This is a genomic window from Streptomyces sp. NPDC093064 (assembly GCF_044754605.1).
In the GTDB taxonomy this organism is placed as follows: domain Bacteria; phylum Actinomycetota; class Actinomycetes; order Streptomycetales; family Streptomycetaceae; genus Streptomyces.
This window is the reverse complement of the sequence record NZ_JBIVPK010000046.1, coordinates 1-25,754: the sequence shown is the minus strand read 5'-3', so window position 1 is coordinate 25,754 and position 25,754 is coordinate 1. Positions and strand designations below refer to the sequence as shown.

Genomic DNA, 25,754 nt, shown 5'->3' with positions numbered 1-25,754 from the left:
GGTGGGCCGGCGGTTTTCGGCTGTTGGCCGCCGGGCGGGCATGGCTGCGGCCCGACGCTCGGGTCGGGTTCTCCAAGGATCCTCAGGTCGTAGGCGGGCAGGGACGAGGTGTTTTCCTTGTGGATCTTCCTCTTCTCTGTCTGTGGGACCGTCGCGTGTAAGGGGTCCAGATGTCATCGATCACGTGGGTGGGCTGTCCGGACTGTCGCCACTACATGCGGCAGGGACACACGATCGCGGGACGGCCCCGTAAAGACCGCCCCACTGCCGCACCCGCCCCACTGCACTCCCCACCTCCAGGCCGTTGACAGTGGTCCGGCTGTAGCACCAAGCTGCAGCACTAAACTGACAAATCAGGAGTAATCCATCGCCCCAAGCCAAGGGAGATCATCATGGCGACCGTCCGGAAGCGCATCCGACACCTCGTCGGTGCGTTTTGCGTTGCTGCGCTGCTCGCCGGAGCGGTGGGCGTGACAAGTGCTGAGGCAATGCCTCAGACAACGAACGCCACGGCGGAATCGTTGAGCGCGGGCTGCGCGGGCCCCCAGAACCCGCCGGGCTGTTAGAAGCTGCCGGTGGCTGGTTGTGAGCGGGACGTGACCGACCGCTCCGGGTCGTCGGGCATGCAATGCCTTGACTGCTCCCCTCCCTGAGGGAGGGGATTCCTGGCTCAGGCCGCCTCCTGGAGCAGCGCTCCAGGAGGTCTTGTGCCCTCGACACCAGCCGGGTCCAGACCTGCCCGGACGAGCATCACGCGGGCGGAGTTCTTGTCCCTGGGACAGACGGCTCCGCACGCGGTGCAGGTATAGGTGCGTTCCGACAGCGGCAGTGCGTGCTTGGTTCTCGCCCCGCACCGCGGGCAGTCCATAGTGGTGTGCGCAGGATGCACCAGACGCACGTCCCGCGCGTGCTTGCGGCCCATCTCGATCAACGCCTGCTTGGTGGCGCCGATCGCGGCGTCGGCCGCCTTGCGGGCCATCGACGTCCGGGCGAGGAACTTGGGCCGGAAGTCCTCCACCGCGATCACGTCGTGGTCGCGCACGACCTTTTTCGCCCACTTGCGGGCGGTGTCCTGGCGCTGCCGGGCGATCTTCGCGTAGGCCTTGGCCCGCCACCTCTTCGCCTCCCGATATCCCTTCGACGCGGCCTGCCCCTTCTTCGGCCTGCGCCGGGCCATCATCCGGTCGTACCGGCCCAGCTCGGCCTGGGACCTCTGGCCGTGCTGGGCGTGGGGGAGGTCGTGGGCGTCGGAGGTGGTGGTGGCTGTCTCCTTGACGCCCCAGTCGATTCCGATCACCGCACCGGTCGAAGGCAGCGGCTCCAGCAGGGCGGGGACGACGAACGAGGCGTACCAGTGGCCGACGTGGTCGCGGTAGACGCGCACCGAGGAGGGTTCGGCCGGGAGAGGACGGGACCACACCACGGTCAGGACGATCCCGCCCGCCAGGTGCAGCCGCCCGTCCTTGAGCCGGAAGCCGCGCCGGGTGTAGTTCAGCGTCGGATCGGCCCCGCGTTTCCTCTTGCGCCGAGGCATCCCGGCCCGCCGCTTCAGCGGCAGCCGCTCCTTGATGCCCCTGAGTGCCTTCGTGCGGGATGCGGCGAAGTCGCGGATGATCTGCTGCTGCGGCACACAGGAGCCCGCGGCCAGCCACGGTGTCACCGCGCGGGCCCGGGTCAACATCCGGTCCAGCCGGGCAGGACCACACCCCTCACCCTCGGCGTGTGCCTTCCTGGAACGGGCCACGCACTCGTTCCACACCCACCGGCACCGCCCCCACTCCCCCTCCAGCGCAGTACGGGCCGTGGCCGACACCCGCAGCCGGTACGTGTACCGGGCATGTCCGCCCCCGTCGGCCTCCCGCACCCCCGCCACACCCACCCCCCGGCACTTGTCCCGATCACCCGGCACCCATCATGCGACCGTACGCACGACACCCGAACGCCCGCACCCCCCTTCCGATGCAATCACCCCGATCAGCGAACACCAGTACACGTGTTCGCGTTCATCCTGCTCCGCCAGGCAGGCTGCCAGGGCGCTCCGCGGGCCGCGGCCACCGCGTCGGTCGAGGACTTCGCGTCCCCCGTCTCGTCCGCGATCAGGATCCCGTCGCCGGCCTCGCCGCTGGACTGAACGGAGGCCGCCTGTGCGAGCACCGCCGGGCCGGCCGCCGGGCCGCCAGTACGGCCGTTGTCGCCGGTGCCGTTCGGGGGCGTACCGCCCGTCTTGCCGTTGCCCTGCCGGCCGCCGGAGAAGCCGCCGCCTCCGCCACCGCCGCCGCCGTTGCCCTTGCCGCCGAAGACCCGGCCGAGGCCGTTGCAGCCCATGATCAGGTCTCAGGCGGTGCCGTCCGTGGAGCCGCCGGTGTACGGCCGTTCCGAGGCGGGCACCAGTGGACGCGGCCGCCGTCCACCAGAAGCTGGAGATCGCCAGGGTCACGCCCGTGAGCACCAGGTTCATGATCCGCTTCACGAGCTTCGGTCTGGCCGCGTACAGGTAGACCGCGAAGACGCCGGGGCCGGTGCGGAGGCGGGGTCGCGGGGACCGTCCGGCTGGTCTACGGGGCCGGCGCCTCAAGGGGCCCGTTCCAGGGGCGGCAGGGCTGTCACGGGGCTGGGCACCGGGCTGGCCTGGGCGGGACGCGGCCTTGTATCAAGATCATGTGCGGGTGTCAAGTCACGGTATTCAGTGGCGTGACGATGCATGACCCGTTCGGGCTTACTCGAAACACGACCTCACCGATCCGGAGTGAGGCTCATCCACCGAAAGAAGGACAGGTCGTGTTTCGAACACGTAAGAGGATCGTCAAGGTCGCGGCCATCACCGTAACCGCCGCAGGGGCGCTCCTGGGCGGCGGCGCCGCCGCCCAGGCCGCACCCGCCACGACACACGCCACCACCGTGGCAAGCGCCAGCAGCTGGGGCGGCGGGGGCGACGACAGCGACAGTTGGGGCAGCTCCAGTAGCTGGGGCAGTTCGAGTAGCTGGGGCAGCTCCGACAGCAGCTGGGGTAACAGCTGGGGCAGCAGCTGGGGCAGCTCCGACAGTAGCTGGGGCAGCTCGAGCAGCTGGGGCAGCTCCGACAGCTGGGGGTAGCCGACCCGGGGCAGGCGGCACCGACGCTGCCCTGACCCCCGCGGCCACGAGGAACCACCGGTCAGATCGCCAAGGCCCGGGCGCGGGTGCGGCAGACACACCTCAGGTGTGAGATCGCCGCACCCACGCGCCCGGTGCCGGGCACAGGCCCAGCCCCCCTCTGTGCCCTCGGGCGCGCACCGGCCCACAGGCACCAAAACCCAACCCACCGAGTCAACCCAGAGACTCAACCCAGGCAAGAGGAACCCATGCGACCACTACTCCAAGGACCCGACCGGCAGGGGACGCCGGCCGGGACCGCCCTTCCCACGCTGGGCGGCCCCAACCCGACACCGACCGCGCACCAGGGTGCCACAGCCGCGATGCGGCCGCCCGGCCGTGCAGCCAAAACGGGACACGCCATGAAGACCGTGTGCGTCGGCGGTGGACCGGGCGCGTTGTACTTCGCGATCGCGGCCAAGCGCCGCGATGCCGGCCATGACATCACCGTCATCGAACGCGACCCGCCGGGGGCCACCTACGGCTGGGGCGTGGGGTATGGGGACGACCTGCTCGACCACCTCTACCGCAACGACCCCGACAGCGCCCAGGCAGTGCGTGCGGCCTCGGCCCTGTGGCAAGACCAGGAGGTCCGCCGCGGAAAACAGACCGCGTATCTGGGCCGGTACGGCTACAGCATCGCCCGCGCCACCCTGCTCGACATCCTCACCCGACGCGCAACCGAGCTGGGGGTGGATGTCCAGCACCACCGCAAGGTCGACGACCTGGCCGAGCTCGCCGACGCCGACTTGATCGTCGCCTGCGACGGGGCCAACAGCCGAGTGCGCCAGTTGCACGGCGACCACTTCGGCACCCGCCTGGAAGCCGGCCGCAACCCCTACATATGGCTGGGCACCGACAAGGTGTTCCCCCGCTTCACCTTCGCCTTCGAACCGACCCCGGCCGGGTGGATCTGGTTTTACGCCTACCCCTCGAGCGCGGAAATCAGCACCTGCGTCGTCGAGTGCGCCCCAGAGACCTGGCGGGGGCTGGGGCTCGATACGCTCGACACCGCCGACGGTGTGCGGCTGTTGGAACAGATCTTCGCCTCCGCTCTGGACGGCCACGCGCTGCTTGGCCAGTCCCGGGGGGAACCGGCACGCTGGCAGCACTTCACCGAGGTACGCAACGCCACCTGGTGCCACGACAACGTGGTGCTGCTGGGGGATGCCGCCCACACCACCCACTACACCCTGGGCTCGGGCACCCGGCTGGCGCTGCTGGATGCGATCGAACTCGCGCACAGCCTGTATACGGAGGCAGAGCTGCCTGCCGCTTTGCAGACCTACGACAAGCGCCGCCGGGCCGCGCTCCATCCCGTGCAGGCCGCGGCCCGCACGAGCATGGCCTGGTTCGAGCATCTCGACCATTACCTTGAGCAGGATCTGGTGGACTTCGCCTACGCGATGTCGGTACGGCAGGGGTCCCAGGCGCCGTGGCACTACCAGCTGCACAGGGCCACCCAGGTCCCAGTCCTGCGCCGGGTACGACGGGAAGCCGGCAGGGGCCTGCGGAAGTATCTGGCACTGCGGCGCGGGGAGACAGCCCTCAGCAAGGGCAGCGCCACCAGGAAGGCCACGACCACAGCAGCCCTGGCAACACCAGCGGGGCACCAGCAGTGACGGCACCGGACAGGGCAGCCCCAACAACCTGGACCACCGAACTTGTCGAGCCGTGATTCCTCATTCCCCCTGGCGATTTTTCGGCCGGGCCGACTCGATGCAAAACCCCGATGGACACGAACCCCACCGCAGTGCTTTTCCTCATCCCTCGCGATGCGGCCGCCCCGGCGCACGACGAAAATTCACCGACCCGTGTGCCCGGGCCGAAAACCCTGCACCCCGGAAAGAAAAGCCCATGAGCACTCACCCATGCACACATCACCCGGTGCCCGCGGCGGTCGCACCTGCGCAGGGCTTGCCCCCGAGACAGCCCAGGCCGGCACTCCGTTCCCGGTTCTTGCACACCGCCCTCGCTGCCACCGCCGTCGTCTTGACCCTGGCCCCCGCAACGGCACTAGCCGCGCCCCCCTCCGGGGGGCTTGCCCCCTCCGTAGGGTCCCGGCCCGGTCCGAGCGTTGCGACGATCGGGGCGCTGCCTGGCTCCTCCCGGGCCGACGTGCCCAGTCCCAGCGCGATCTCGCGGGTGATGACCACGACCCTCGAGACAGGCGACCCCTCGGAACATTTCGCGCCGTCCAGTGCCCCGGTCACGGTAGCGGACGGGTCCGGCGGTTATCTGACCGCGGTGATCGGCACCCGTTCTCCGAGCGTAGACGGGTACGGACAACTGGTCTTTTTCTGGCACGGCACGACGTTTGTCGGCTGGGACAGCAGCAGCGAAAGCCTGGCCATTCAAGCCATTACTCCCGGAAAACCGGGTACCATCCGAGTCACCTACGCCCATTACGGGCCCGATGATGGATTGTGCTGTCCCTCCCTGCCCGCGGTCACGATCGAACACCGGTGGAATGGGCACGGCTTCACCCCCTCCGGGATGCCACCAAAACGCGGAGGGGAAGTGGCGGTGAGACTGGAGGGTACCTGAACGGTCAGGGTGGTGTTCCGGCCAGGCAGCGTCAGATTAATTGCGTGTTCCGAGGCGGCCGCCCTCCCCGTATGGGCCAGGTCGGCGGCGGCGAAGCCTGCGACGGGAGTGGCGATCCACGAGCAGTGCGATGCCCGCGGTCTGGAAGTGCACGTCCTCGTCGACTTCGTTCATGTGCTCGAATATGTGTGGGGTGCGGCCTGGTGCTTCTTCGCCGCGGTTCGACCCCTGGGCCGAACCGCGGGTCGGCGGGCACGCGCTCGCCATCCTGCAGGGCGCGGCCGAGCACGTCGCCGACGCCCTCGAACAGCAGGCGGATGCCGAGCAGTTGAGCGAGCATAAGCGGGTCTTCGAAGTTGAGCGGTGCGCCTCGACTGGCCCGCTGATGATCCGTCACGGGCGGCGATGGAGCCGGTGACCCGGGTACAAAGATGTCGGCGGTCGTGAGTGATCATTTCTGTTCTCTACGCAGAACGATCAGTGGTTCGGCGTGTGGTCCTCGCTCGCACCGTCCGTTTGAGCCCGCTCGACAGCGGGGATCCACCAGGCCACTGATCGGTCGTCCGCCTCGGCGTGGTGGCGGCGTAGAACGCCCGCAGCCGTTCCTTGAACTCGTCGAGGAACGGCTGCTGGCGTTCTCGGCCATGTCCACGGCATCACGCCCTCCATCAACCCATGTCGTCAACAACCCCCGATGGCTTCCGTTTCGGAGGCGTAGAGCTGGGCGGGGTCGAATCCCATGCCGGTGAAGTGGCCCGCGAGTTCGAGCGAGAGCACGCCGTGGAGGCGGGTCCAAAAGGCGAGGGCTCGGCATAGCGCCGACGGCGAGGCCGGGTGCTCTCCGGCCCAGGACCGGTGCTCGGCGAGGTGCGCCTCGAGCGCGGACGGCGGGGTGGCTGGCGGTTGCTCGGCGGCGCAGGCGTCGAGGAGGCGGGCCATGATCTCGGAGGCGATGCGCGTGGTGTCGTCAGGCGCCTGGTACCCGGGCACGGGGGTGCCGTAGATCAGGAAGTACCGCTGGGGGTCGTCCAGAGCCCACCGGCGTAGAGCCTGCGCAAGGTCGCCGAGGCCGGCGCCCGTCTCGGCGCGAGCGCGGAGGGTGTCGGCCAGGCTGCGGTAGGCGTCCTTGACGAGTTCGCTGATCAGCTCGTTGCGGTTGGCGAAGTACCGGTAGAGGGCCGGGCCGCTCATGCCCATCTGCTTGGCGATGGCGTTGAGGGACAGGGCGGATGCCCCGGCGGCGGCGATCTGGGCCCATGCGTGCTGCTTGATCTCCTCGCGTACCTGGGTGCGGTACCGCTCCCTCGGAGTCCTCGCGTCCGCCTCGATCACGACTCGCCTCCCACTCTCCCGAAGCCGCACCATCACCTGCTCAGTTAGAGGCTATCACCAACGCTCTTGACTCTCACTCTCGATGGGAGTTATAACTTCTAACGAACGCAAATACATCTACCAACCAGAGGAGTCGATCATGGAAAGCGCCCACCTCGTTCAGGTCGTTCTGCCGGGCATCGTGGACCCGGAAGGCCTGCAGATCCGCCAGGCAGCCGTACCGGACGCCGGCCCGGGACAGATCGTGATCGCCATGGAGGCGACCGGGGTTTCGTTCGCCGAGCAGCAGATGCGCCGCGGGCGGTACTACGACCAGCCGCCGTTCCCGTTCGTGCCGGGCTACGACCTGGTGGGCCGGGTGCTGGCGACCGGTCCGGGCGTCGACCCGAACCTGGCCGGCCGACGGGTGGCCGCGCTGGTCAAGGTCGGCGCGTGGGCCAGCCATGTGGTGGTCGACGCCGAGGACGCGGTCCTGGTCCCCGACGGCCTCTCGGCCACTGAGGCCGAGACCGTCGTGGTCAACGGCATCACGGCCCGGCAGATGCTGCACAGCAGGGCCCGGGTGCGCGCGGGGCAGACCGTCCTGGTGCACGGCGCCGGCGGCGGCGTCGGCTCCGTCCTGGTCCAACTCGCCCGCGCGGCAGGCGTCAAGGTGATCGGCACCGCGTCGCCCCGGCACCATGAGGCCCTGCGGGAGCTGGACGTCATCCCGGTCGACTACCGTGACGGCGACGTGCCCTCCCGGGTCCGCGAGTTGGCGCCCGCCGGGGTGGACGCGGTCTTCGACCACGTCGGCGGACGGAGCGTCATCGACTCCTGGCACCTGCTCGCCCCCGGCGGCACCCTGGTCGCCTACGGCAGCGCCTCCACCCGCGACGACACCGGCTCCAAGCAGTGGCCGGTCATGAAGATCCTCGCCCGCACCTGGCTCTGGAACACCCTGCCCAACGGGCGCCACGCCCACTTCTACAACATCTGGGCGGGCCGGGCACTGAACAAGAATCGCTTCCGCGCCTGCCTGCGCGCTGACCTCACCGAGGTCTTCGCCGCCGTCCGCCGCGGCGACGTCACCGCCCGCATCGCCGCCCAACTCCCGCTCGCCAAGGCCGCCGAGGCCCTGCGCCTGGCGGAGTCGGGCACCGTCAGCGGCAAGGTTGTTCTGACCCCCTGACGCGCACCGTCCCAGGCCCGCTACGCCGACGACACAGTCACGGACGGCGATGGAGCCGGTGACCCAGGTACAAAGATGCCTGCGGTCCTGAGTGATCATTTCTGTTCTCTACGCAGAACGATCAAGCAGGAGCCACGGGCTTGCTCAACGATACGACGTTGCTCCTCGACCTCGACGGGGCGTCCGTCGTTCGGGTCGAGCGACTGGCCGACGGCAGACGCCGGGTCCACCTGATCACGTCCGACGAGACCGCCCGGGCCTGCCCGGCCTGCGGGGTCTTCGCCACCCGAGTCAAGGGCTCCACGACCACCCGGCCCCGCGACCTGCCCTACGGCGAGAGCGGGCTGGAGTTCCGCTGGCACAAGCGACGCTGGTTCTGCCGCGAACCCGCCTGCCCGCGCCGGTCGTTCACCGAACAGATCCCGCAGATACCAGCCCGTGCACGGATCACCACCCGGCTGCGGGCCTGGGCCGGACGCCGGGTGCGGGACGCCCCTGGGAACGGCCCGCCGCACCGCGCCGGCTCACCCCCGCCCGGGTCCGCCGGGGGTTTCGCGACGTCCACGCGACAGCAGCCCGCCCGGCGGCCGCACCAAAACCGTCCCGACCAGGCCCCGGACGGCCACCCGGCTCGAAAAACAAGCACCGAGCCAGGCATCACGACGTCGGCAAGACCGTCAAACGTGCCGAATCGATCAAGGAGCACCAAGCCCGCCCACGTTAAACGTCAAGCTCAGAACAGAACCTGACTGCTGCCTTGCCTGATCCGCGTGCTCGAGCGAGACAGGGCCATTCGTCCCGGCGGACCCACGGGGTGCTGTGGGCCGGTCACCCGTGCCGGCGCAGGTCGTGGAAGAAGTCCTCGATCACGTTGAGCTCTCCGGAGCGGGCCGTCTCGTCGTAGACGTATTTGCCGACAGCTAGGTCGAGTACTCCGAGGCCGAACGGTGAGAAGACCACGGGCCGGCCGGTGGGGGGCGTTACTCGTCCGCTCATGACGTCGGCGAGTGTGCCGTGCAGGAAGCCGCGGTTGCCGATGAGTTGTTCGGCCAGGTGTGGGGAGGTGTCGGCTTTGAGGCAGTGTTCGACGTCGTCGACGATGTTGGTCGAGGCGAGGATGATCTCCGGTGCCAGGTCGCGCAGGGACACATGCAGAACCAGTGGGTTGTGGTGGAACCAGGCCGGGTCGCTGACGTGTGGCTCGCCCGCAACGGTGGCGAACACGACGAGGTCGCTGGAACGGACGAGGTCCTCGGGGCTGTCATGTGCGGTGATCCGTGCGGCGCTGCCGGTCTGTTGGAGGTGGTCGCGGAATCCGGCTGCGCTGCGGTGGGACAGGTCGTAGGCGCCGATCTCGTCGAAGGACCAGCCCACGGCAGTCAGGAAGGTGTGGATGTAGCGGGCGATCAGGCCCGTACCGAAGAACCCGATGCGGGTGGGGCGTTGCCGGTTGCGGGTGAGGTGGTCGGCGGCCAGTGCTGCGGATGCGGCGGTTCGGGTGGCGCTGATGATGGAGCTTTCCAGACAGGCGAAGGGGTAGCCGGTGTCGTGATCGTTGAGGATCAGGACGGCGGACGCCCTGGGGATGCCGGCCTGGACGTTGTCGGGGAAGCTGGAGATCCATTTGAGGCCGTCCACCTGCGCCTGTCCGCCGATCGAGGCGGGCAGCGCGATGATCCGGGAGGTGGGCCGGTCGGGGAAGCGCAGGAAGTAGGAGGGAGGATTGACCGACTCCCCCGCGGCGTGCAGCTGGTAGGTGGCCTCGATGAGGTCCACGATCTGCGTTTCCCTGTCCTGCAGGGCGTGCTGGACCTGGGCGCCGGAGATCACTGCGAACGGGGGCACGGTGTGCGGCTGGGGCATGACGGGCTCCATGGCCGGGGAAGGGACGGTGGTCATGGGGCGCTCTTCTCGCCGGTCGGCGGGCACGCAAGCAGGCTCAGCGGCTCGGCCATGGCGACAAGCACCTCGCGTGGTCCGTGGAAAGCCTCCCTGCTGTGTGCGGTGCGCACGTTGTCGAGGAGCATGAGGTCGCCGGCCCGCCACGGTTCGCGGGCGGTGTGGGCGGCGTAGGTGTCGTTGAGGAGCTGAATGATGTCCGGGCCGATGGTGTCGCCGTCTCCGAAGCGGGTGTTGAACGGCAGCGCCTCGGCGCCGTGGACATCGATGAGGTATTCGCGGATCTCGGGATCGATCGTCCATTCGTTGAGGAAGGCGATCTGGTTGAACCAGCAGCGGCGGCCGGTGACCGGGTGGGCCGTCACGGCGGGGCGGCGCTGGCGGGTGCGCAGGCTGCCGTCGGGTTGCCAGTCGAATTCGATACCGGCTGTGCGGCAGTAGTCCTCGATGGCCCTGCGGTCATCGGTGCCGAAGGCCTCGCTGTAGGGGGCGCCGATCTCGTCGTTGTAGGTGCGGGAGAGCAGCCAGCCTTCTTGTTCGAAGCGGTGGACGAGATCGGTGGGCAGTGCCTGAAGGATGGTGGCGGCGTCGGCGACGGCGGTGGCTCCGCCGGTCGTGGGTGCGGTCAGACACGCGAACAGCATGAGGCCGGGGGGCTGAAGTGTGTAGCTGAGTTCGTGGTGCATGCACATCGGCTGGTTCGGCGGCCATGCGGAGGAGGAGTACAGGCCCGGGGTGTAGGTCCGGCGGGGGGCGAAGGATTCCTTGTCGGTCATCAGGGCCGGGGCCAGGCGGTGGAGGGCGTCGCCGGCTTGCTGTGCGTCGCGCAGGTGCAGGCCGCGGATGAGGAGCGCGCCGTGTTCGGTGACCAGGGTGCGCAGTGCGCGGTGGTGTTCCGCTGCCCAGGCGGGTGCGTCATCGGCGGTGTCCACGTGCAGGATCGGGGGTTTGCCTGGATTCAGCTCCACGTTGAGGAGGGACACGGGTGTCGGGTATGGCATGGTGCTGTTCCTTTCGATGCGGTTCAAGGAGAGGTCATTGGTGCGGTTGTATGGCGCTCGCGTCGGTGGTCGACCAGGGCGGCGAGGTCGGTGAGGACCGGGTGTGCGATGACGTCTTTGGGGGCCACGGCGCGGTCCAGAGCCACGGCGAGTTTCACCGCCGATAGGGAGGTGCCGCCGCGGTCGAAGAAGTGGTCGCGGCGTCCGATGTGGTCCTGGGGCATGCCGAGGACGTGTCCCCAGGCGGCCGCCAGCCGCTGCTCGGTGGGTGTGGCCGGCGCCTCGTGATCGTCCTCGCTGGTGGCGAGTTGTGTGGCGAGCGCCGTCAGTGCCTTCTTGTCGATCTTGCTGTTGGCGGTCAGCGGCAGGCTCGCGCGCCAGTGGAAGGCCGCCGGGATCATGTAGGTGGGCAGAGAGGCACCCAGCAGGTCGTTGAGGGTCCCGGGGTCGGCGGGCTTCTCGGCGGAGTAGAAGGCGACCAGATGCTTGCTCTGATCGGCGCGTTCGGCCACCACCACCGCGCCGTCGCGGATACCGGGGAGGCAAAGTAGCGCGTTCTCGATCTCGCCGATCTCGATCCGGAACCCGCGGATCTTGACCTGGTCGTCGCGGCGGCCGAGGAACTCCAGTTTCCCCGAAGGATGCCAGCGCCCGTAGTCGCCGCCGAGATAGAGCCGTGTGCCGGCGCGTAGCGGATCGGGCAGGTAGGCCGCTCGCGTGCGTTCGGGATCGTTGATGTATCCACGGCCGACGCAGACCCCGGAGAACGCGATCAGGCCCGGGGCGCCCAGTGGCACGGGTGCGAGGTGTTCGTCAACGATGTAGATGTGCACGTTGTTGACCGGGCGGCCGAGCAGGATGCGTTCCGGTGTTCGGTGCATGACGTCGTGATTGGTGTCGTCCGAGGTCTCGGTGAGCCCGTAGGCGTTGACCAGCGCGATTTTGGGCTGGGCGGTGAACCAGCGCTCGGCGATCTCCTGCTTCAGTGCCTCTCCGGTGACCGACAGGTATCGCAGGTCGGGCAGTGCCCGGGGGCGCTGTTCGAGCTCGGTCAGGACGGCTTCGAGGTAGGAGGGCACGAGCTGCAAGACGGTGGCCCTGCCGTCGGTGACGGTGTCGAGGAATCGGGGGACGTCGAGGATGGCGTCCTGTTCGACCAGCAGGGTTCGCCCGCCGGTCAGCAGGGCGCACAGCAGCTGCCACAGGGAGATGTCGAAGCACTGTGGCGCGGTCTGGGCGACCACCTGTCCCTCGCCGATGCGGAGGTCGTCGATCTTGGCGTAGAGGTGGTTGAGCAGGCCGGCGTGTTCGCACATTGCGCCTTTCGGCTCACCGGTCGAGCCGGAGGTGAAGTAGATGTATGCCAGTTGGTCGGGCGTGACGTGGATGCCGGGATCGTCGTCTGCGTGGGTTTCTTCGCAGGCCGCCTCGACGAAGAGCTTCTCGGTGCCGGGCCGGGACTTGAGTGCCTGGTCGAGGGTGGTGGTGCTGCCGGGTTCGGTCAGCACCAGGGTGCAGTCGGCGCGGGCGAGAATGGCAGCGATGCGTTCGGCCGGGAAGTGCGGCTCGATGGGGAGGTAGGCGCCTCCGGATTTGAAGACCGCGAGGACGGCGGCGAGCCAGTCCAAGTTGCGTTCGGTCACCACCGCGACGACGTCCTCGGGGGCGAGTTGGCGGCCTGTGAGGGCGTGGGCCAGCCGGTTTGCCCGGGCGTTGAGTTCCGCATAGGTCCACTGCCGGTCGGCGTGAACGGCGGCGATGGCATCGGGGTGCATCCGCACCCGGTCCTCGAAGAGTTCATGTACCCTCGCGCTCGGCAACTGCCTTGTCGGTCCGGCCCCTCGGTCGAGCTGGAAGCGCAGTTCCTCATCGGACAGAAGGCTCTGGCGCGCGTGTTCTGCGTCGGGGTTGGCGGTGATCAGCGCAAGCGCCCTCACGTGGTAGTCGGCGATGCGGGCGGCGCTGTCGGCGTCGAGTGTGTCGGTGCGGTAACGCAGTCGCAGCACGAGTCGGGCGTTGTGGGGCCGGATGCCCACCCGCAGCGTGGTGTCCCCGGTGAGGTCGCCGTCGGTCGTGGTGGGATCGAGAACGGTCTCGAACAACGGTCCGGTCAGGCCCAGTTCGCGCTTGAGATGGTCGATGTCCGAGGCCGGGACGTCCTGGTGCGTGAGCAGTTCAGCCCTCGCCTGGTGGGTGGTGTGCAGCAGTTGCCTCCATGAGGCGGGTGCGGTGGTGAGCCGGCAGGGCAGCAGGTTGCCGGCGTGGGTGACGTAGCCGGTGGTGATCTGCTGCTCGGCGGACATGGCCGCGAGCACCTTGGCGTGCGTCGCCAGCACAAGCGAGTCAAGCGGTATCGCCAGTTCGTCGGCCAGTCGGCACAGCCCGGTGACGATGTCTTCGGGGACGTGTGTCTCGTAGTGGCTCACGCCGGGCGCCGGGTGGAGGGTCCAGCGTGGGACGGGGGTGAATCCGCCGGTTGTCAGTACGTCGCGCCAGTACTCCAGGCCGTTTCGGGTGGAGTTCGGGTGTGTTGCCATCGGTTCGTTTCCTGTCCTTGTGGCTGGTGTCGCGGTGTCAGTTGCGATGGGCTCGGGCGGCGTCGGCTTGCGGGCGGTCCTTGAGGGGGATTTCGCCTCCCGGCATGTCCTGGGCCGGGTTGCCCGCCCACTGGGCGTGCGGGGGGATTTCCTCGCCCTTCATGAGGAAGGAGTCAGGGGCAAGTACGGCGCCGTCGCCGATCGTCACGCCGTAGTGGACGAAGGCGCCGACCCCGAGGGTGCAGCCGCTGCCGAGGGCGCTGCGGTCGGACTTGAAGGCGCCGTCCTCCTGTGAGTGGCACTGGATCACGGTCCCGGCGTTGAGCGTGCTGTCGTCGCCGATGGTGACGAGGGTGCGCTCCGGGAGGAAGCAGCCGTCGTCGAAGACCCGTTTGCCGATCCGGGCCCCCAAAAGCCGCCAGATGACGTTCTTGAAGGGGGTGCCGTTGAAGACCTGGATGTAGTCGACCGACGCCATCTTCCAAAAGCGTTCGTGGTGCCAGAAGCCGGGCTCGTAGATGGAGCAGTACAGCGGCTGCTGCGCTTTGAAGCCGGTGGAGGCCCGTTCGATCAGCGCGAAGTGGACGACGGTGTACGTGAAGGTGAGGACGGTGGCCAGGGCGATCGCCGGTGCACCGAGCGAGGGGTAGAGGTTGGCCGCGCCCATGGTGACAAGGGTGATCACGAAGAGGTGGCTCCACCTCGCCAACAGGTACAGCCCGGCGGTTGCGGCATTGTGCCTGTTCTTGGCGGCCAGGCGGCGGCGCAGCTCATCGCCGGTCCGCAGATGGTTGAACCTGTTGTCCCGCAGCACTGTGCGCGGTATCTCGAAGCTGGGTGAGCCCAGCAGGCCCACGCCTTCACGCACCGGGCCATCGGTGGGGACCATGACTTTCGTGGCGAGCAGGCAGTTGTCGCCGGTCTTGCCCTGTGAGGGGTAGGCGACGCGGTTCCCGAGGAAGTTCCGGGGCCCGATCGACGCGCGGGACAGGCAAAAGGACGTGCTGGAGAAGTCGGCGTTCATGAGGGACAGACCGTCGGCGATCATGGTGCCGGTGCCGACAGAGCTCAGGTACGGGTTGTCGTGCTGTACCTCGGTGCCGAAGTTCGACCCGGTCTGCTCGATGCGGGACAGGTCGTATCCGAGGTAGCGCAGGTAGTGGACGATGCTGGAGCTGTCGCCGAAGAGCGTGGTGAAGAACTTCCTGTTGGTCATCAGCGCGATCACCCGCTGGATGCCGTATTGGAAGCCGTACAACGGATAGACCTTGCCGGGCTTGATGGCCCTGTTGAGGACACGCGGCACGGTGCCCAGAACCAGGAGGCCGGCGAGTGTCGAGCCGCAGAACATGGTCAAGGAGATGATCAGGGCATCGACGAAGAACGCCGGGCCGGCCACCGGCCGGGGGTTCACAAGCGGGTGAAGCAGCGGGACGCGGGCCAGCAGGGCGCTCACGGCGCCCATCGTCAACGGCAGCCATATCACCAGCAGACTCAGCAGTTGCAGAACACCGTACGCGGCCCTCGTGCGGGTGGCGCAGTGGGCTGGGCCGACCCTCCCGTAGTCCACGTCGGTCGGCTGCGCCGGCGAGCCGTGCCAGCGTTCGCCGGCGGGCACCACCTGGCCGCCGTGCAGGCAGGAGGCGTGGCCCAGCTGGGCGCCGTCGCCCATCTCGGTTCCGATGTCGAGGACCGTGTGCTCGCTGATGAGCACATTGCTGCCGAGCGTGACCCGGCCGGTCTGGATCAGCCCGCCGTGGGCGCGGTAGCAGGACAGCAGCACGTCCTTGCGGATGACCGTACCGTCACCGATGGTGAGCAGGTCGGCGCAGACGGGGATCGTGCGGGTGAGGATCGTGACGCCGGTGCCGATCCGCGCGCCGAGCGCCCTGAGGTAGAGCACATACAGCGGTGAACCGACAAGCAGCCGCAGGGGACTTGTGCGGATCAGGGTCTTGACGACCCAAAAGCGCAGATACTTCATCCCCCACAGGGGGAACTCGCCTGCCCGCCAGCGGCCGATGAGTGTCCATTTCGCCACGATCGGAAAGGCGCACAGCCCCAGGAAACCCCCGCCGGCGCACAGAGCCGACCGCAGGTAGAGGTCGAACAGACCCGAGCCTGCACAGATCCATGCGTAGCCTGCGGCGGCGGCAAAGGCGGTCAGCAGGCAATAGCCCAGGAAGAACAGGGATTGCAGCATTCCGCAGGAGATGTATCGCACTGTGGCGGCCGGGGCCCTTGCACCGGCCGGTGTCCGCGTGACCAGCGTCTGCGCCGGTGCCGACGCCTCCACGAGCGAATCCGGGGACGGGACGGGAGCAGGCGCGGAGCCCAAGAGCGCGACGGCCAGGCTCCGGATGGTGGGATACCGGTAGATGTCCTTCATCGACACCGCCGACAGGTCCTCCCGCTTCCTCACCCGCGCACAGAACTGCGCCATCACCAGGGAATCTGCGCCCAGGTCGTTGAAGAAGTGACTGTGGGGCGGCACCTGCTCCACACCGACGACGCCGGCCAGCACCTCGGCCAGACGCCTCTCGGTGCCGGCCGCCGAACCGGCCGCCCCGTCGTCCTGGAAGGCCGAGATGTCAGCCGGATCAGCCGCAGTCGCGTCCGCCTTTTTGTCTAGCACGAGAACTCCTCGAGGACGTTTCCTGAGCGTGTACGGATTCGTGACGCCCGGCCTCTTCAGTAGGCCCGTCCGGAGAGCTCCTGTCCTGCCCCTGAATGTCGGGACTTGACATCGAAGCCTGGCATTGATAGTGAGCCGCTTTATGCTCGCCGCGCTGTGGCCCCTTGATCTCTGCGCACGTCGCGCTGCTCGCGACCGCGTTGCACGGCACCCGATCAATCCACGGGTGAATCGCCCGGCAATTGCATCGCACGCCACCGTCCCGCACGGCGCTTTACGGGCAGGGACTGCGGGGCAGGACACAGGGCGCCAACCGATGGCGACCGGGCCTGGAAAGCGGCCATTGATCCGGTACCGCAACAACCGGACCCCGTCGCGCCATATATGCGCGCACAGGGCGCCTGTCAAGTCCCGAATTTCGGTGGCATGACACGGCTGCTCCGATTTGGGCGCACTGGAGGCATTCCGGCGAGACGCCACGCGCCGCCGAATTTCTCCCTGTACGGCACAGAGACGGATCGACTACAGGAAGACCTCCTGTAGCCGCGAGGAGACAACATGCCTGTCATATCCGCCCCCCAGGCCTTCAACGAGGACGATCTCTACGTCGACCTTGAGAAAATCTTCGAGTACCCGTTGTTCCTCAAGTGCGAGGGATTCAATTTCGCCGGCTCGATCAAGCTCAAGGCCGCCATCGAAATGGTCGAGACTGCCGAACGCGACGGACTGCTGACGCCGGACTCGGTACTGGTCGAATCATCCTCGGGCAACCTGGGCGTGGCCCTGAGCGTGATCGCGGCCAACAAGGGATACCGGTTTCTGTGCGTGACCGACTCCCGCTGCAACCCGGCGACCAGGATGATGATGGAGGCCTTGGGCAGCCAGGTCCACGTCATCACCGAACCCGACCCCGTCGGCGGGCTCCTCGGCGCGCGCATCGACCACGTCCAGGCGCTGTGCGCCTGCGACGAGCGCTATGTATGGCTCAACCAGTACGTCAACCCCAGCAACAGCACGGCCCACTACCAACACACCGCCCCGGCCATCGCCCGACAGTTCCCGCACCTGGACGTGCTGTTCGTCGGGGCCGGCACCACCGGAACCCTGATGGGCTGCGCACGCTACTTCCGCACATGGCACCGGCCAGTACGCATCGTGGCCATCGACACCATCGGCTCGGTGACCTTCGGAGGCGTCCCCGGCCGCCGGATGATTCCCGGGCTGGGCACCAGCATGCGCCCCCCGCTGCTGGACGAGTCCTATGTCGACGATGTGGTGCGCGTCGAAGAGGCCGACACCATCCGGGCCTGCCACCGGCTGGCCAGGCGCGGGTTTCTGTTCGGGGGTTCCACCGGGACGGTGGTCAGCGGCGCGATGGCTTGGCTGGCTCGACAGGAGGGACCGGAGCTGACCGCTGTGGCCATCGCCCCGGATCTGGGTGAGCGGTACCTGGAGACCGTCTACCAGCCCACCTGGGTACAGGACCTGTGCGGCGATGACGTCCTCATCTCCCGGTCGCCGACCACGGCGCCTCAGACAGCCTGACCTCGACCAAGGACCGCCGCCTGTTCGACGCCTGCTCAGGTCACGGCGTATCTGTACTCGCTGATGAGACCGCCGAGGATCCGGGTGCGCAGCAGCTTGTGGGCGCCGCTGTCTATCGCGGTGGCCTGTTTCCGGGCATCGGGTGGTAGCTGGTTGCGCGCCTGGCGGAGCCGATGCACGTTGTGGTGCCTCTGGCAGGCCGCAAGCACCCACCGGGCATGCACCCTTCCCCTGACCAGGATGCGGCCGACCCAAATCCCCGTACTCCCACCGCCGTGCGGGACGGAGTCGTCAGCTTCGAGCATCCGGTACACCACCAGCACGAGTTCGCCGCGTATCGCCGCCGACCATGACCGACGGAGCAACGGCTTCTCGATGGTGGTGTCCAGTGGATCTCGGCACGGCAGCGCCGGCCCGGGCTACGCCGGTGCCCCCGCACCCCTGCATGGATGGATCCAGGCTCAGGGTGGCTGACTCACTGCCAGAAACACTCATCGATCACGATCTGAGGATCGGTGGCCCTCCGGGTGAAGTGGTACCGGAGCCACCCCCGGCCGTGATCGAAGTAGATGACGTGCTCGCCACCGGGGCGAGTGGACTGGACGGGTTCGACACTCATTCCGCCCGGGAGGTCGCGGTCGCTGTCGATGCTCCGGAAGTACGGGTCAGCGGAGGTGACGAGTTCGGCGCGGGCCTCGTTGACCAAGACACGGGCCTCTTCGGGGAGGGCGTTTCTGTTGTCCTCGGCGTTCTTGGTCCAGTCGGCTTGCCAGGGCGGCCCCATGAAGTCGTCGGTCACTGGCCGGGCTCTGCCTTCGCTGCCGTGCGGCGGATGCGTCCGGCTTCTTCAATGAGTGACTTGGCGCGGGCGTAGTCAGGTTCCCTGCCGGCCTCGTCCTCCAGACCGTGCACCTTCGCTTCCAGTTGGGGGTCGCGGGCGAGGGCGAATTCGCCCCACCAGCGGGCCATGAAAGCGGGGACCGGCGCGAGGTCGTAAGCGTCGGCGATGTCTCGGCGCCAGTGTCGATCGAAGTCGACGAGGAGTTGCGGCGCATGCTGGGCGATGGCGGCGCGGAGCGCCTTCGGTGTCCTGTCGGGCATGGGTGGCACGGCCCCAGAGCCCAGGGTGGCGGTAGTCATGAACGGCAGTTCCCCTACTTGGCGGTCGGTCAGGCGGCAGTTGGCTTCATCCGGCCTGGGACACTGCCGTCAGGCTCTTCGGCAGCTGGTTTCTGGTTGTCCTTGGTGGCGCCTTCTGTGAACCGCTGCCTGGCCCGGGCGAGGCTGTTGTCACGCAGGGTGTAGATCATGCTGGAGTCCTTGTAGCCCAGCATGCGGGCAAGTCTCACGACGCGTCCGTACGGCAGCTTTCCGCCGACGGGGGCGGTGACGGCGGCACGAACGTCGTCTTCGAGTTGTTTGCGGAGCTGGGCGAGCTGCATTTCCGCGCGGGTGATCTCGGCGCGGGTATTGCGGACCTTCTGGACGTCGGGGTCCTGGTCGTCCTTGTTCTGCATCGCCGACATGCTTCGCATCATGACACCGCAGACCATGGTTTGCAACACTGTAGATCTCGACACTATGGTTTCGCAGTCCATAGTATCGTCACCTGCGCGATCGGCGCGTCGGCGGTGAAGTCCCGCTGGAACAGACCCGTGTCCGATGGCTCCGGCATCGTCGTGGTGACCTTCTTGCGCGCTGCACCCCGACGATGCGGAACTTCCGCATCACGCGGGCGACCATCTTCTCGTTGATCATCATGCTGGCGTCCCGCATGGGACGCGAGGTGGACGGCCCGTGTCAAGGCCAGCGCGGAGCGCCGCCGAAGGCGCCCTTCACCGACCTGACCAGTCGCACACTCAGCCGTCGGGCGGCCCGTCACAGCCTCAACCCAGGTGGGGAATTACGCGATGCTGATCATGGAGATCGTGGGGAATTTTATGACCGCTCACACATACTCGCCACCATGCCCCGGAACAGGCAAGATCGGCCGAGGTAACGAAGCACAACTAGTCACCGCGGAATCGGCGGCAGTTGGCACGTCAATCACGGGGATTAGGCCATAAGTGGACATACTGGCCGGCGCTCGCTACGGTCGAATTAGAGACGCCACAACTGCGAGTAGTAGTCGGTCCGCAGGGAAGTTGGCGTCGGAAGCCGGAATCCACCGGCCTCATGGTGCCAGAGAGTGTAGATGCCGCTCCCTGATCAGCAACCGCGCGAAGGATGTGCTTGGCCAGGTCGAGGCACCATATGTCGTACCGCTTCAAGGAAGAGGCTAACTATGCGCGCGAAGCGAACCGTCGCACTCGTGGCGAGCCCCCTCGTCGCAGCCGTGGCCCTGGCGTTCTCGCCCGCAACCATGGCACAGGGCTCGACCAACACCACCCACGCCGCGCCCGTGTCTGTGACTGAGGCCCCGAAGCCGCCCCTGGGGGCGAAGGAGGGCAATCGCGATGGACGGATAGCCGGGCAGGCCGACGGCCCAGACTGCGCATACAAGCAGTCCTGGGCGCCGAAGACGAAGAACTCGAAGTACATGCAGGCTTACACGGCCGCTTACGAAAGGAACTACGACAAGCTCTGCACTGAGGAGTAGAAAAGGGACTTCGCGAAGTCCGGCAGGATGCGCCGGATGTCCCAAGCCCCAAAGACCAGGCTCCGCCGCTCGGCTGGCGGAGCCTGCCGCGTGAGCGCGGGCTCATAGCCGGGCACACTTCCTGGGCGGGCCAGCAGGGATGGCGCGGGATCTGAGACTGGACGAGGAAAGCCCTACTCGTCACCGCTTTCGGGGCTCCATCTGCTCCGGCGTCGCCACACAGCGGAACCCAGTGTCGTCGTCATGCATCATCTCGTTGGCGTCGTTGGAAATAGCGTGAGCCCCCCGGAAGAGAGGGCTCGTAAAGGCGCTGCCTCGTAGTTCGTAGCGCCCGCGTGCGACCGCCGTTGCGAGCCATTCCCACACGTTGCCCACCATGTCGTAAACCTCATAGGGCGACACACCGCTGTGGTACCGAGAGACGGACGTTGTGTGCTCCACGCCGGCCTCTCTAACGTTGCACTTTGCAGCGGTCTTCTGATCCCCCACGGTCGCACGTACGGAGCCGAAGGCGAGAACACCTACCGCGGGAGGGAGATGCGCGTCGGTGGCTGTCGCGTTGCGCGCGGCCCAGCGGCATGCACACACGCAGACTCGGCCCTGAGCCACGGGCGACCAGCAGCTCTGGCGCCCGAGGACAGGGCTGCCCGGGTGCCCGAAGGGGCGCGAACAATCAACCCGAGTGCGGCCCGATGCGTCGCACACGGCGACCTCCCCCGCCCGGTGCCGTCGTCGAGGAGTCGGGCGAGGGCGTCGGCGAGGGTGCAGCGTTCGCATAGGCGCCCGCCGAGCAGCAGCCCCTCGAAGCCGCAGCGGTCGCAGAAGAAGTCGCGGTGATGCCCGCGCAGTGGCGGCAGATTGGCCTGCCAGCAGTGTCCACTCCGTGCGGCTGGTGCCGGGGTTCACGAGGGTGCGGGTCCTGACGCGGAGTGACGGGGCTGCTTGGCTTCCTGATCGCGTTCGCGGGCCGCGGCCTGCTGTTGAGTGCGGTAGCGGTGGAGTGCCGGCTGGTCGCCCATGTGTTCGGCGGCCGCCGTTACGGCATCGAGGACTCCGTCCCTCCAGAGTCGAGGAATCCCTCGCCCGGTGCGCTGGCGAGTTGGTCGCGCAGGCTCCGGTTCTCCTCGGTCCGTGGGCGGGTGTCAGCAACGGCGAAGGCTTCGCAACTCCCCGGCCCCATCCCCTGTCAACACACCAGCCCCGCCCGGCAATGTGCTCCTGGCGGGGCTGGTCAGCATGGGGGCCGAAAAGATCGGTCGTCTGCGCGGCAAAAGGCATTGCAAGGCTTCAGCCGAAAGCCGTCTGCGGCTCGATTCCGCGTCGTCGGCGCATGGACCGACCCTAACTGCCTGGACGGTACCTCCGTTCGATGTGACCCTTGAGGTCGTCCGCATAGAAGTAGACCGGCCGCAGGTCACCCTTGGCGTAGCGTTCGGCCTGGTCGTCGAAGTGCGGTGAATCGGGGTGTCCGCTCGCGCCGCCCGCCGTCACCGCCCAGGCGCGCAGTCGCGGCCCGAACTCCACCACCGCCACGAAGCTGTTGCCGCTGGTGCCGTAGTAACGCTTCGTTCCCGGGTAGGCCTTCGCTCCGAAGGAGGCGAGGGAGCCCCAGCGCGATGAGGCGAAGGGCACCGGGATGCTCGGCTTGGTGTCGCTGAACTGCTGAACGATCGCTGCGTCGTTGCGTTGGTAGCGGTTGATGTCGCCCCAGGGCACCTTCCAGCTGCCGAAGTCCCGTGCCAGTCGCCGTGTCGCGGTCTCGAGCGCGTCGAGTCGCTGCGCGTCACTGGCGCGGTCGGCCATGTAGTCCCACACCGACATTCCTGCGTCCGCCGCCGCCTGGGACGTGAGCGCCCACAGGTCTTCACCCCAGAACACGGCCATCGACGTCGCGGTCGACTCCGCGGCCCACCGGTGGTCCCAGTCACGCAGCAGACCGACCGGGCCGGCCAGCGCCGCCTTCTGTCCGTTGTCCTCGGGCAGTTGGTTCCACGCTGCGACGAGCCGGGGAACCAGCCGCGCGAAAGCCGTCAGGTACGGATCGAACGCGGCCTCGATCAATATCTGCGGGGTGAAGTCGTCCCGCGCGGACAGCACCCGCTCCGCTTGTGGTCCGCGCGGGTTCTCGCCGACCCTGTCGAAGTACCGTGGGCAGTCTGCCGCGTTGGGACTGTCCGCACCGGCGGCGGTCCACGGCCAGTTGTTCGTGTTGAACGCCCAGCCGTTCTTCGGGTTCACGACGTGCGGCATGCTGTCCAGGCTGTGCAGTCCGTGCCAGTCGGTCGCCGGATCGCTGCCGTCGACGGGCCTGCGATAGTCGAAGCGATCGTCTCTCACCGGCATGAACTGCGGCATCAGGAAGGCGATCTCACCCTTGGAGTCCGCGAAGAGCGTGTTGTTCGAGCTGTTCGCCTTCAGGCCCGCCACCCGGAGGTAGTCCGCGTAGTTCCCCGTCGTGGTGCGCAGGAAGCTCTGCTGGAGCGCCTCGACGGGCTTGTTCATCAGCGCACACGCGATCCACTTGCCGTCCGCCTCGCGCACGATGGGGCCGTGATGGGTGGCGAACGTGGTGAAGCTGCGTTTGTCCTGTCCGCCCTCCTCGGTACGGAAGGACAGGGTGATCGTCGTCGTTGTGACAGGGCGCAGCTCGTCGCCGTAGCGGTAGTAGCGGATTCCGTCGGCCCCCGTCACGATCGTCTCGGTGAACTCGTCGATGTTGTCGACGCCGCTCGTCGTGTGCATCCACCCCGTGTGCGCGTTGAAGCCCTGGTAGATGAAGAACTGGCCCCAGGTGGCGGCACCGTAGACGTTGAGCCCCTCGCCGCTCGTCACATGCTGTTCCGAGCGGAAGAAGAAGCTGGTGTGCGGGTTGATCAGGAGCAACGCGTGGCCGTCACGCGTGTGGCTCGGCGCGATCGCGAAGCCGTTCGACCCCGTGGGTTCGCGCAGCACCAGACCGCGTTCCTCGTCGGTCATCGGCACGTGCCGCTTGTCGTAGAAGGCTTCGAGCTGGGTGAGCAGCACCGACTCGATGTCGCCGCCGATGCTGCCCTCCGAGAAGCTCAGCGGCATCCACGGCTCGAACCGGTCGAGCACGCGCGGACGGACCTCGGGGTGTGTCGCGAGGTAGTAGTTGAGCCCATCCGCCCAGGCCTGCATCAATGTACGCAGCCACGCGGGAGACTTCGCATAGTCCTTCTTCAGCGCCTCCGGGTCGAGGAAGAGCCGCTGGCGCAGGTCCTGCCAGATGGCGCTCTCTCCCTCGGCCTCGGCGAGGCGGCCCAGGGCGACGAGGTAGTTCCGTTCGATCCGGTTGAAGTCGTCCTCTGCCTGCGCGTACATCATTCCGAACACCGCGTCGGCATCGGTTTTGCCCACGATGTGCGGAATGCCCCAGTCGTCCCGCGTGATCGTCACGTGGGCGGCGTGTCTGTTCCAGCGGGCCTTTTCGGGCAGCGTCTGCGGCGGTGCCGCTGCCGCGACCGCGGACGGCACTCCCGCCGCGACCGCGGCCAGTCCGGCTGCCGTGCCCAGCACACGCCGCCGACTCACTCCCGTCTTGCGCACATCACCCACGAGCTGCTCCACCTTCCATCCGAAAAATCAACGGATCGTGCAGTTCACACACTCGCAAGGAAGGTGGTCCACGCGCGGGGTCGACTACGCCTTCGGCCGTCGGCGCGCACACGCGCCACATCACTGCAGCGCCGCCCCTCCACAACGGACACTCGCACCGGTGGACCGCAGCCCGACCACCGCAACGGCAGCAACCACATGTGATGCAACACCACAGCAGCAGACACAGACCTCCCTGTGATCACTCACATCCGCAGTCTTGTCCGCCACACAGCCCACTGACAAGACCGCGATCGACAGTGAACAGAACACCGTCGCGCATCGCCCCGCCCAGTGGTCAACTCCGTGACAGCTCCTGGTATTTGTGCGGGCGACGAGCGGCGGCCCGGTCTGCTCGGACCGCGATCCGGAAGGCGATCGGCACGAACTTCACCATGCTGGGCCGCGAAAGCGCCAGTGCCGGGTCGCAACGTTGCGCAGTCTCCCGATGCCTGATCGGGACGTCCCGCACCGCGAGGCACGCACGGTCGGATACGCCTCCCCGGTCACGTAGACGCTGCGCTTTCCATCCTCAACCCCCGTGCCGTCTCGTGGGCCCGGGCGGACGTAGACCGCGATCGGTTCAAGAACTGCAACGCCTCCCAGGACGTGGTCAAGTGCAAGATGCCCTGACCTCCGGCACCCATGGAGTGACGAGGCCACGCATCTGACGAGGAGCCTCGCCGCCGGCGCCAAGCCGGTGGCGGGGGTTCCCGCATGTCGGATACGGCGCTGCCGTCAGCCGCGGGCCGCCAGCCCGTCAGACACGCGTGCAAGGTAACCGGCGACGGTTTCCCCTCCCGGCGTGGACACGTCCATCAAGCCCCAGCGGCCGACCCTCCCTGTCTCGCTGTCGAGGAAGAGCCCGGCGAACGCGTCCTCCGGATTGTCCGCCGTGAAAGGTATCCAGGTACGGGGCCACTTACCGGACGAGGTCATCGTGGCGTGCACGGCGAGGGCCTGGTCAATCTGGAGCAGCCCTTCGCCGTCGAGGAAGGCGTTCACGTCCTCCCACTCCTCCCCATCCCCGACCAGCAGCGCCGGCAGCGGCCGACCACCCCGTTCCCACAACCACTGGATCTGTTGTGACAGCGAGGATCCGAGCATCTCCGCGTAATCCGGCTCCTGGGCGAAGTCAGCTGGAGCTGGCGGCTCCCGGTACAGCTCGCTCTCCGCCCCCTGTCCCACAGCCATCGCAACCTGGTGGGCAGAGGCAAGGCCAGCATCTCTTGGTATCCGACCATGACCTGACACGCCGTCAGGTGTACCCGGGCGTCTCGTAGGTGCCGTCGTGCAGCAGCCACAGTGCTTTCAGTTGGTCCGGCAGGGGGCAGCCGACGACCCGCTCGGCACTGTTCAACTGTTCGCAGGTCGCGGGCGGTCGGAGCGTCGTGCGCGACATGGGGGCGCGCGCCTGCAACCACGTCTCTATGCGGTCCCACGCCGCTGTCACGGCAGTCCCGCCGGCCAGAACGTCGTTGCCATGCATCATGCAGGCAAAGATAGCCGCGGTCTCTGCAGCCCTCCATCAAGTCCCGTGGCCGACACCGGGACACGGATGGCGAGATCCGGTAACCGGCCTCTGCGTGATCCGGAGTGCCGCGACCGCAGCAGGCGGTGCCCTGGTAGCCCACGGCGGCTTCTGGGGGCCCTACCCCTTGATCGTGGACACCCTGATCATTGGATCGTGAAGATCCATAGGACAGGAGTTCCCGTTGGGGACGTCGAAGTACTCGCCTGA

General features: G+C 67.7%; 21 protein-coding genes and 3 pseudogenes. 9 read left to right on the top strand and 15 right to left on the bottom strand.

Annotation, left to right across the window (positions count from 1 at the left end; genetic code table 11):
• Positions 1 to 670: 670 nt before the first annotated feature.
• Positions 671 to 1,873 (bottom strand): RNA-guided endonuclease InsQ/TnpB family protein, encoded by a 1,203-nt coding sequence (locus ACIQFZ_RS34595; protein WP_402693063.1) that lies wholly within the window; start codon positions 1,871 to 1,873, stop codon positions 671 to 673.
• 341 nt (positions 1,874 to 2,214) lie between these two features.
• Positions 2,215 to 2,515, bottom strand: a pseudogene (locus ACIQFZ_RS34590) (hypothetical protein); the annotation flags it as partial.
• 263 nt (positions 2,516 to 2,778) lie between these two features.
• Here ACIQFZ_RS34590 and ACIQFZ_RS34585 point away from each other — a divergent pair.
• The 4 genes from ACIQFZ_RS34585 (at position 2,779) to ACIQFZ_RS34570 (ending at position 6,097) form a co-directional block, all read left to right on the top strand.
• Complete coding sequence (locus ACIQFZ_RS34585; protein WP_383061069.1) at positions 2,779 to 3,093, top strand: hypothetical protein; 315 nt, start codon at positions 2,779 to 2,781, stop codon at positions 3,091 to 3,093.
• Positions 3,094 to 3,494: 401 nt separating this feature from the next.
• On the top strand, positions 3,495 to 4,754 hold the full coding sequence (locus ACIQFZ_RS34580) for an FAD-dependent monooxygenase (protein WP_365431411.1): 1,260 nt from the start codon (positions 3,495 to 3,497) through the stop codon (positions 4,752 to 4,754).
• Positions 4,755 to 5,280: 526 nt separating this feature from the next.
• Entirely contained in the window at positions 5,281 to 5,679 is a 399-nt protein-coding gene (locus ACIQFZ_RS34575; protein ID WP_402693062.1) for an LppP/LprE family lipoprotein, read from the top strand.
• 130 nt (positions 5,680 to 5,809) lie between these two features.
• Complete coding sequence (locus tag ACIQFZ_RS34570) at positions 5,810 to 6,097, top strand: hypothetical protein (RefSeq protein ID WP_383061066.1); 288 nt, start codon at positions 5,810 to 5,812, stop codon at positions 6,095 to 6,097.
• A gap of 263 nt (positions 6,098 to 6,360) precedes the next feature.
• Here the strand turns inward: ACIQFZ_RS34570 and ACIQFZ_RS34565 are convergent, their stop codons facing one another.
• A complete protein-coding gene (locus ACIQFZ_RS34565) occupies positions 6,361 to 7,011 on the bottom strand; it encodes a TetR-like C-terminal domain-containing protein (protein ID WP_376654297.1) in 651 nt (216 codons plus the stop codon).
• Positions 7,012 to 7,150: 139 nt separating this feature from the next.
• Here ACIQFZ_RS34565 and ACIQFZ_RS34560 point away from each other — a divergent pair, with 139 nt between their 5' ends.
• The 3 genes and pseudogenes from ACIQFZ_RS34560 to ACIQFZ_RS34550 all read left to right on the top strand — a co-directional run.
• On the top strand, positions 7,151 to 8,182 hold the full coding sequence (locus tag ACIQFZ_RS34560) for a medium chain dehydrogenase/reductase family protein (RefSeq protein ID WP_365431420.1): 1,032 nt from the start codon (positions 7,151 to 7,153) through the stop codon (positions 8,180 to 8,182).
• Between the two features lie 140 nt (positions 8,183 to 8,322).
• A pseudogene (locus ACIQFZ_RS34555) lies at positions 8,323 to 8,565 on the top strand (transposase family protein); the annotation flags it as partial.
• Between the two features lie 107 nt (positions 8,566 to 8,672).
• Positions 8,673 to 8,906 (top strand): annotated as a pseudogene (locus ACIQFZ_RS34550) (transposase); the annotation flags it as partial.
• A 104-nt stretch (positions 8,907 to 9,010) separates the two neighbouring features.
• On the opposite strand, the gene sbnB reads toward ACIQFZ_RS34550, so the two are convergent.
• From sbnB to ACIQFZ_RS34530, 4 genes are read right to left on the bottom strand one after another with little or no spacing between them, the layout of a single operon-like run.
• Positions 9,011 to 10,081 (bottom strand): 2,3-diaminopropionate biosynthesis protein SbnB, encoded by a 1,071-nt coding sequence (gene sbnB, locus ACIQFZ_RS34545; protein WP_402693061.1) that lies wholly within the window; start codon positions 10,079 to 10,081, stop codon positions 9,011 to 9,013.
• Positions 10,078 to 11,082, bottom strand: a complete 1,005-nt coding sequence (locus tag ACIQFZ_RS34540) for a TauD/TfdA family dioxygenase (protein WP_402693060.1) — start codon at positions 11,080 to 11,082, stop codon at positions 10,078 to 10,080. The genes sbnB and ACIQFZ_RS34540 overlap by 4 nt, the downstream gene beginning before the upstream one ends.
• A gap of 23 nt (positions 11,083 to 11,105) precedes the next feature.
• Positions 11,106 to 13,619 (bottom strand): amino acid adenylation domain-containing protein, encoded by a 2,514-nt coding sequence (locus ACIQFZ_RS34535; protein ID WP_383061063.1) that lies wholly within the window; start codon positions 13,617 to 13,619, stop codon positions 11,106 to 11,108.
• Positions 13,620 to 13,656: 37 nt separating this feature from the next.
• Positions 13,657 to 16,254, bottom strand: a complete 2,598-nt coding sequence (locus ACIQFZ_RS34530) for a Pls/PosA family non-ribosomal peptide synthetase (RefSeq protein ID WP_402693059.1) — start codon at positions 16,252 to 16,254, stop codon at positions 13,657 to 13,659.
• A gap of 558 nt (positions 16,255 to 16,812) precedes the next feature.
• Between ACIQFZ_RS34530 and sbnA the strand changes: the two genes are divergently transcribed.
• Positions 16,813 to 17,799, top strand: a complete 987-nt coding sequence (sbnA, locus tag ACIQFZ_RS34525; RefSeq protein ID WP_365429647.1) for a 2,3-diaminopropionate biosynthesis protein SbnA — start codon at positions 16,813 to 16,815, stop codon at positions 17,797 to 17,799.
• A 35-nt stretch (positions 17,800 to 17,834) separates the two neighbouring features.
• On the opposite strand, the gene ACIQFZ_RS34520 is transcribed toward sbnA, so the two are convergent.
• From ACIQFZ_RS34520 to ACIQFZ_RS34505, 4 genes are all read right to left on the bottom strand, one after another.
• Positions 17,835 to 18,164: a hypothetical protein gene (locus tag ACIQFZ_RS34520; protein ID WP_402693058.1), complete on the bottom strand. Its 330-nt coding sequence runs from the start codon at positions 18,162 to 18,164 to the stop codon at positions 17,835 to 17,837.
• Between the two features lie 110 nt (positions 18,165 to 18,274).
• On the bottom strand, positions 18,275 to 18,598 hold the full coding sequence (locus ACIQFZ_RS34515; protein WP_402693057.1) for a hypothetical protein: 324 nt from the start codon (positions 18,596 to 18,598) through the stop codon (positions 18,275 to 18,277).
• Positions 18,595 to 18,939, bottom strand: coding sequence for a DUF6247 family protein (locus ACIQFZ_RS34510; protein WP_365777955.1), 345 nt, complete (start codon positions 18,937 to 18,939; stop codon positions 18,595 to 18,597). Before ACIQFZ_RS34510 ends, ACIQFZ_RS34515 begins: the two co-directional genes overlap by 4 nt.
• A 29-nt stretch (positions 18,940 to 18,968) precedes the next feature.
• Entirely contained in the window at positions 18,969 to 19,325 is a 357-nt protein-coding gene (locus ACIQFZ_RS34505) for a hypothetical protein (RefSeq protein ID WP_383061058.1), read from the bottom strand.
• 758 nt (positions 19,326 to 20,083) lie between these two features.
• Here ACIQFZ_RS34505 and ACIQFZ_RS34500 point away from each other — a divergent pair.
• Positions 20,084 to 20,398 carry a hypothetical protein gene (locus ACIQFZ_RS34500; RefSeq protein ID WP_365777953.1) on the top strand — a complete coding sequence of 105 codons (315 nt, stop codon included), beginning with the start codon at positions 20,084 to 20,086 and terminating at the stop codon, positions 20,396 to 20,398.
• Positions 20,399 to 20,578: 180 nt separating this feature from the next.
• Here ACIQFZ_RS34500 and ACIQFZ_RS34495 read toward each other — a convergent pair whose 3' ends face one another.
• The 4 genes from ACIQFZ_RS34495 to ACIQFZ_RS34480 form a co-directional block, all read right to left on the bottom strand.
• Positions 20,579 to 21,175 (bottom strand): SUMF1/EgtB/PvdO family nonheme iron enzyme, encoded by a 597-nt coding sequence (locus ACIQFZ_RS34495; protein ID WP_402693056.1) that lies wholly within the window; start codon positions 21,173 to 21,175, stop codon positions 20,579 to 20,581.
• A gap of 564 nt (positions 21,176 to 21,739) precedes the next feature.
• Entirely contained in the window at positions 21,740 to 23,974 is a 2,235-nt protein-coding gene (locus ACIQFZ_RS34490; protein ID WP_402693055.1) for a penicillin acylase family protein, read from the bottom strand.
• Between the two features lie 777 nt (positions 23,975 to 24,751).
• Entirely contained in the window at positions 24,752 to 25,120 is a 369-nt protein-coding gene (locus ACIQFZ_RS34485) for a hypothetical protein (protein WP_402693054.1), read from the bottom strand.
• 151 nt (positions 25,121 to 25,271) lie between these two features.
• Positions 25,272 to 25,505 carry a hypothetical protein gene (locus tag ACIQFZ_RS34480; RefSeq protein WP_402693053.1) on the bottom strand — a complete coding sequence of 78 codons (234 nt, stop codon included), beginning with the start codon at positions 25,503 to 25,505 and terminating at the stop codon, positions 25,272 to 25,274.
• Between the last annotated feature and the right edge of the window lie 249 nt (positions 25,506 to 25,754).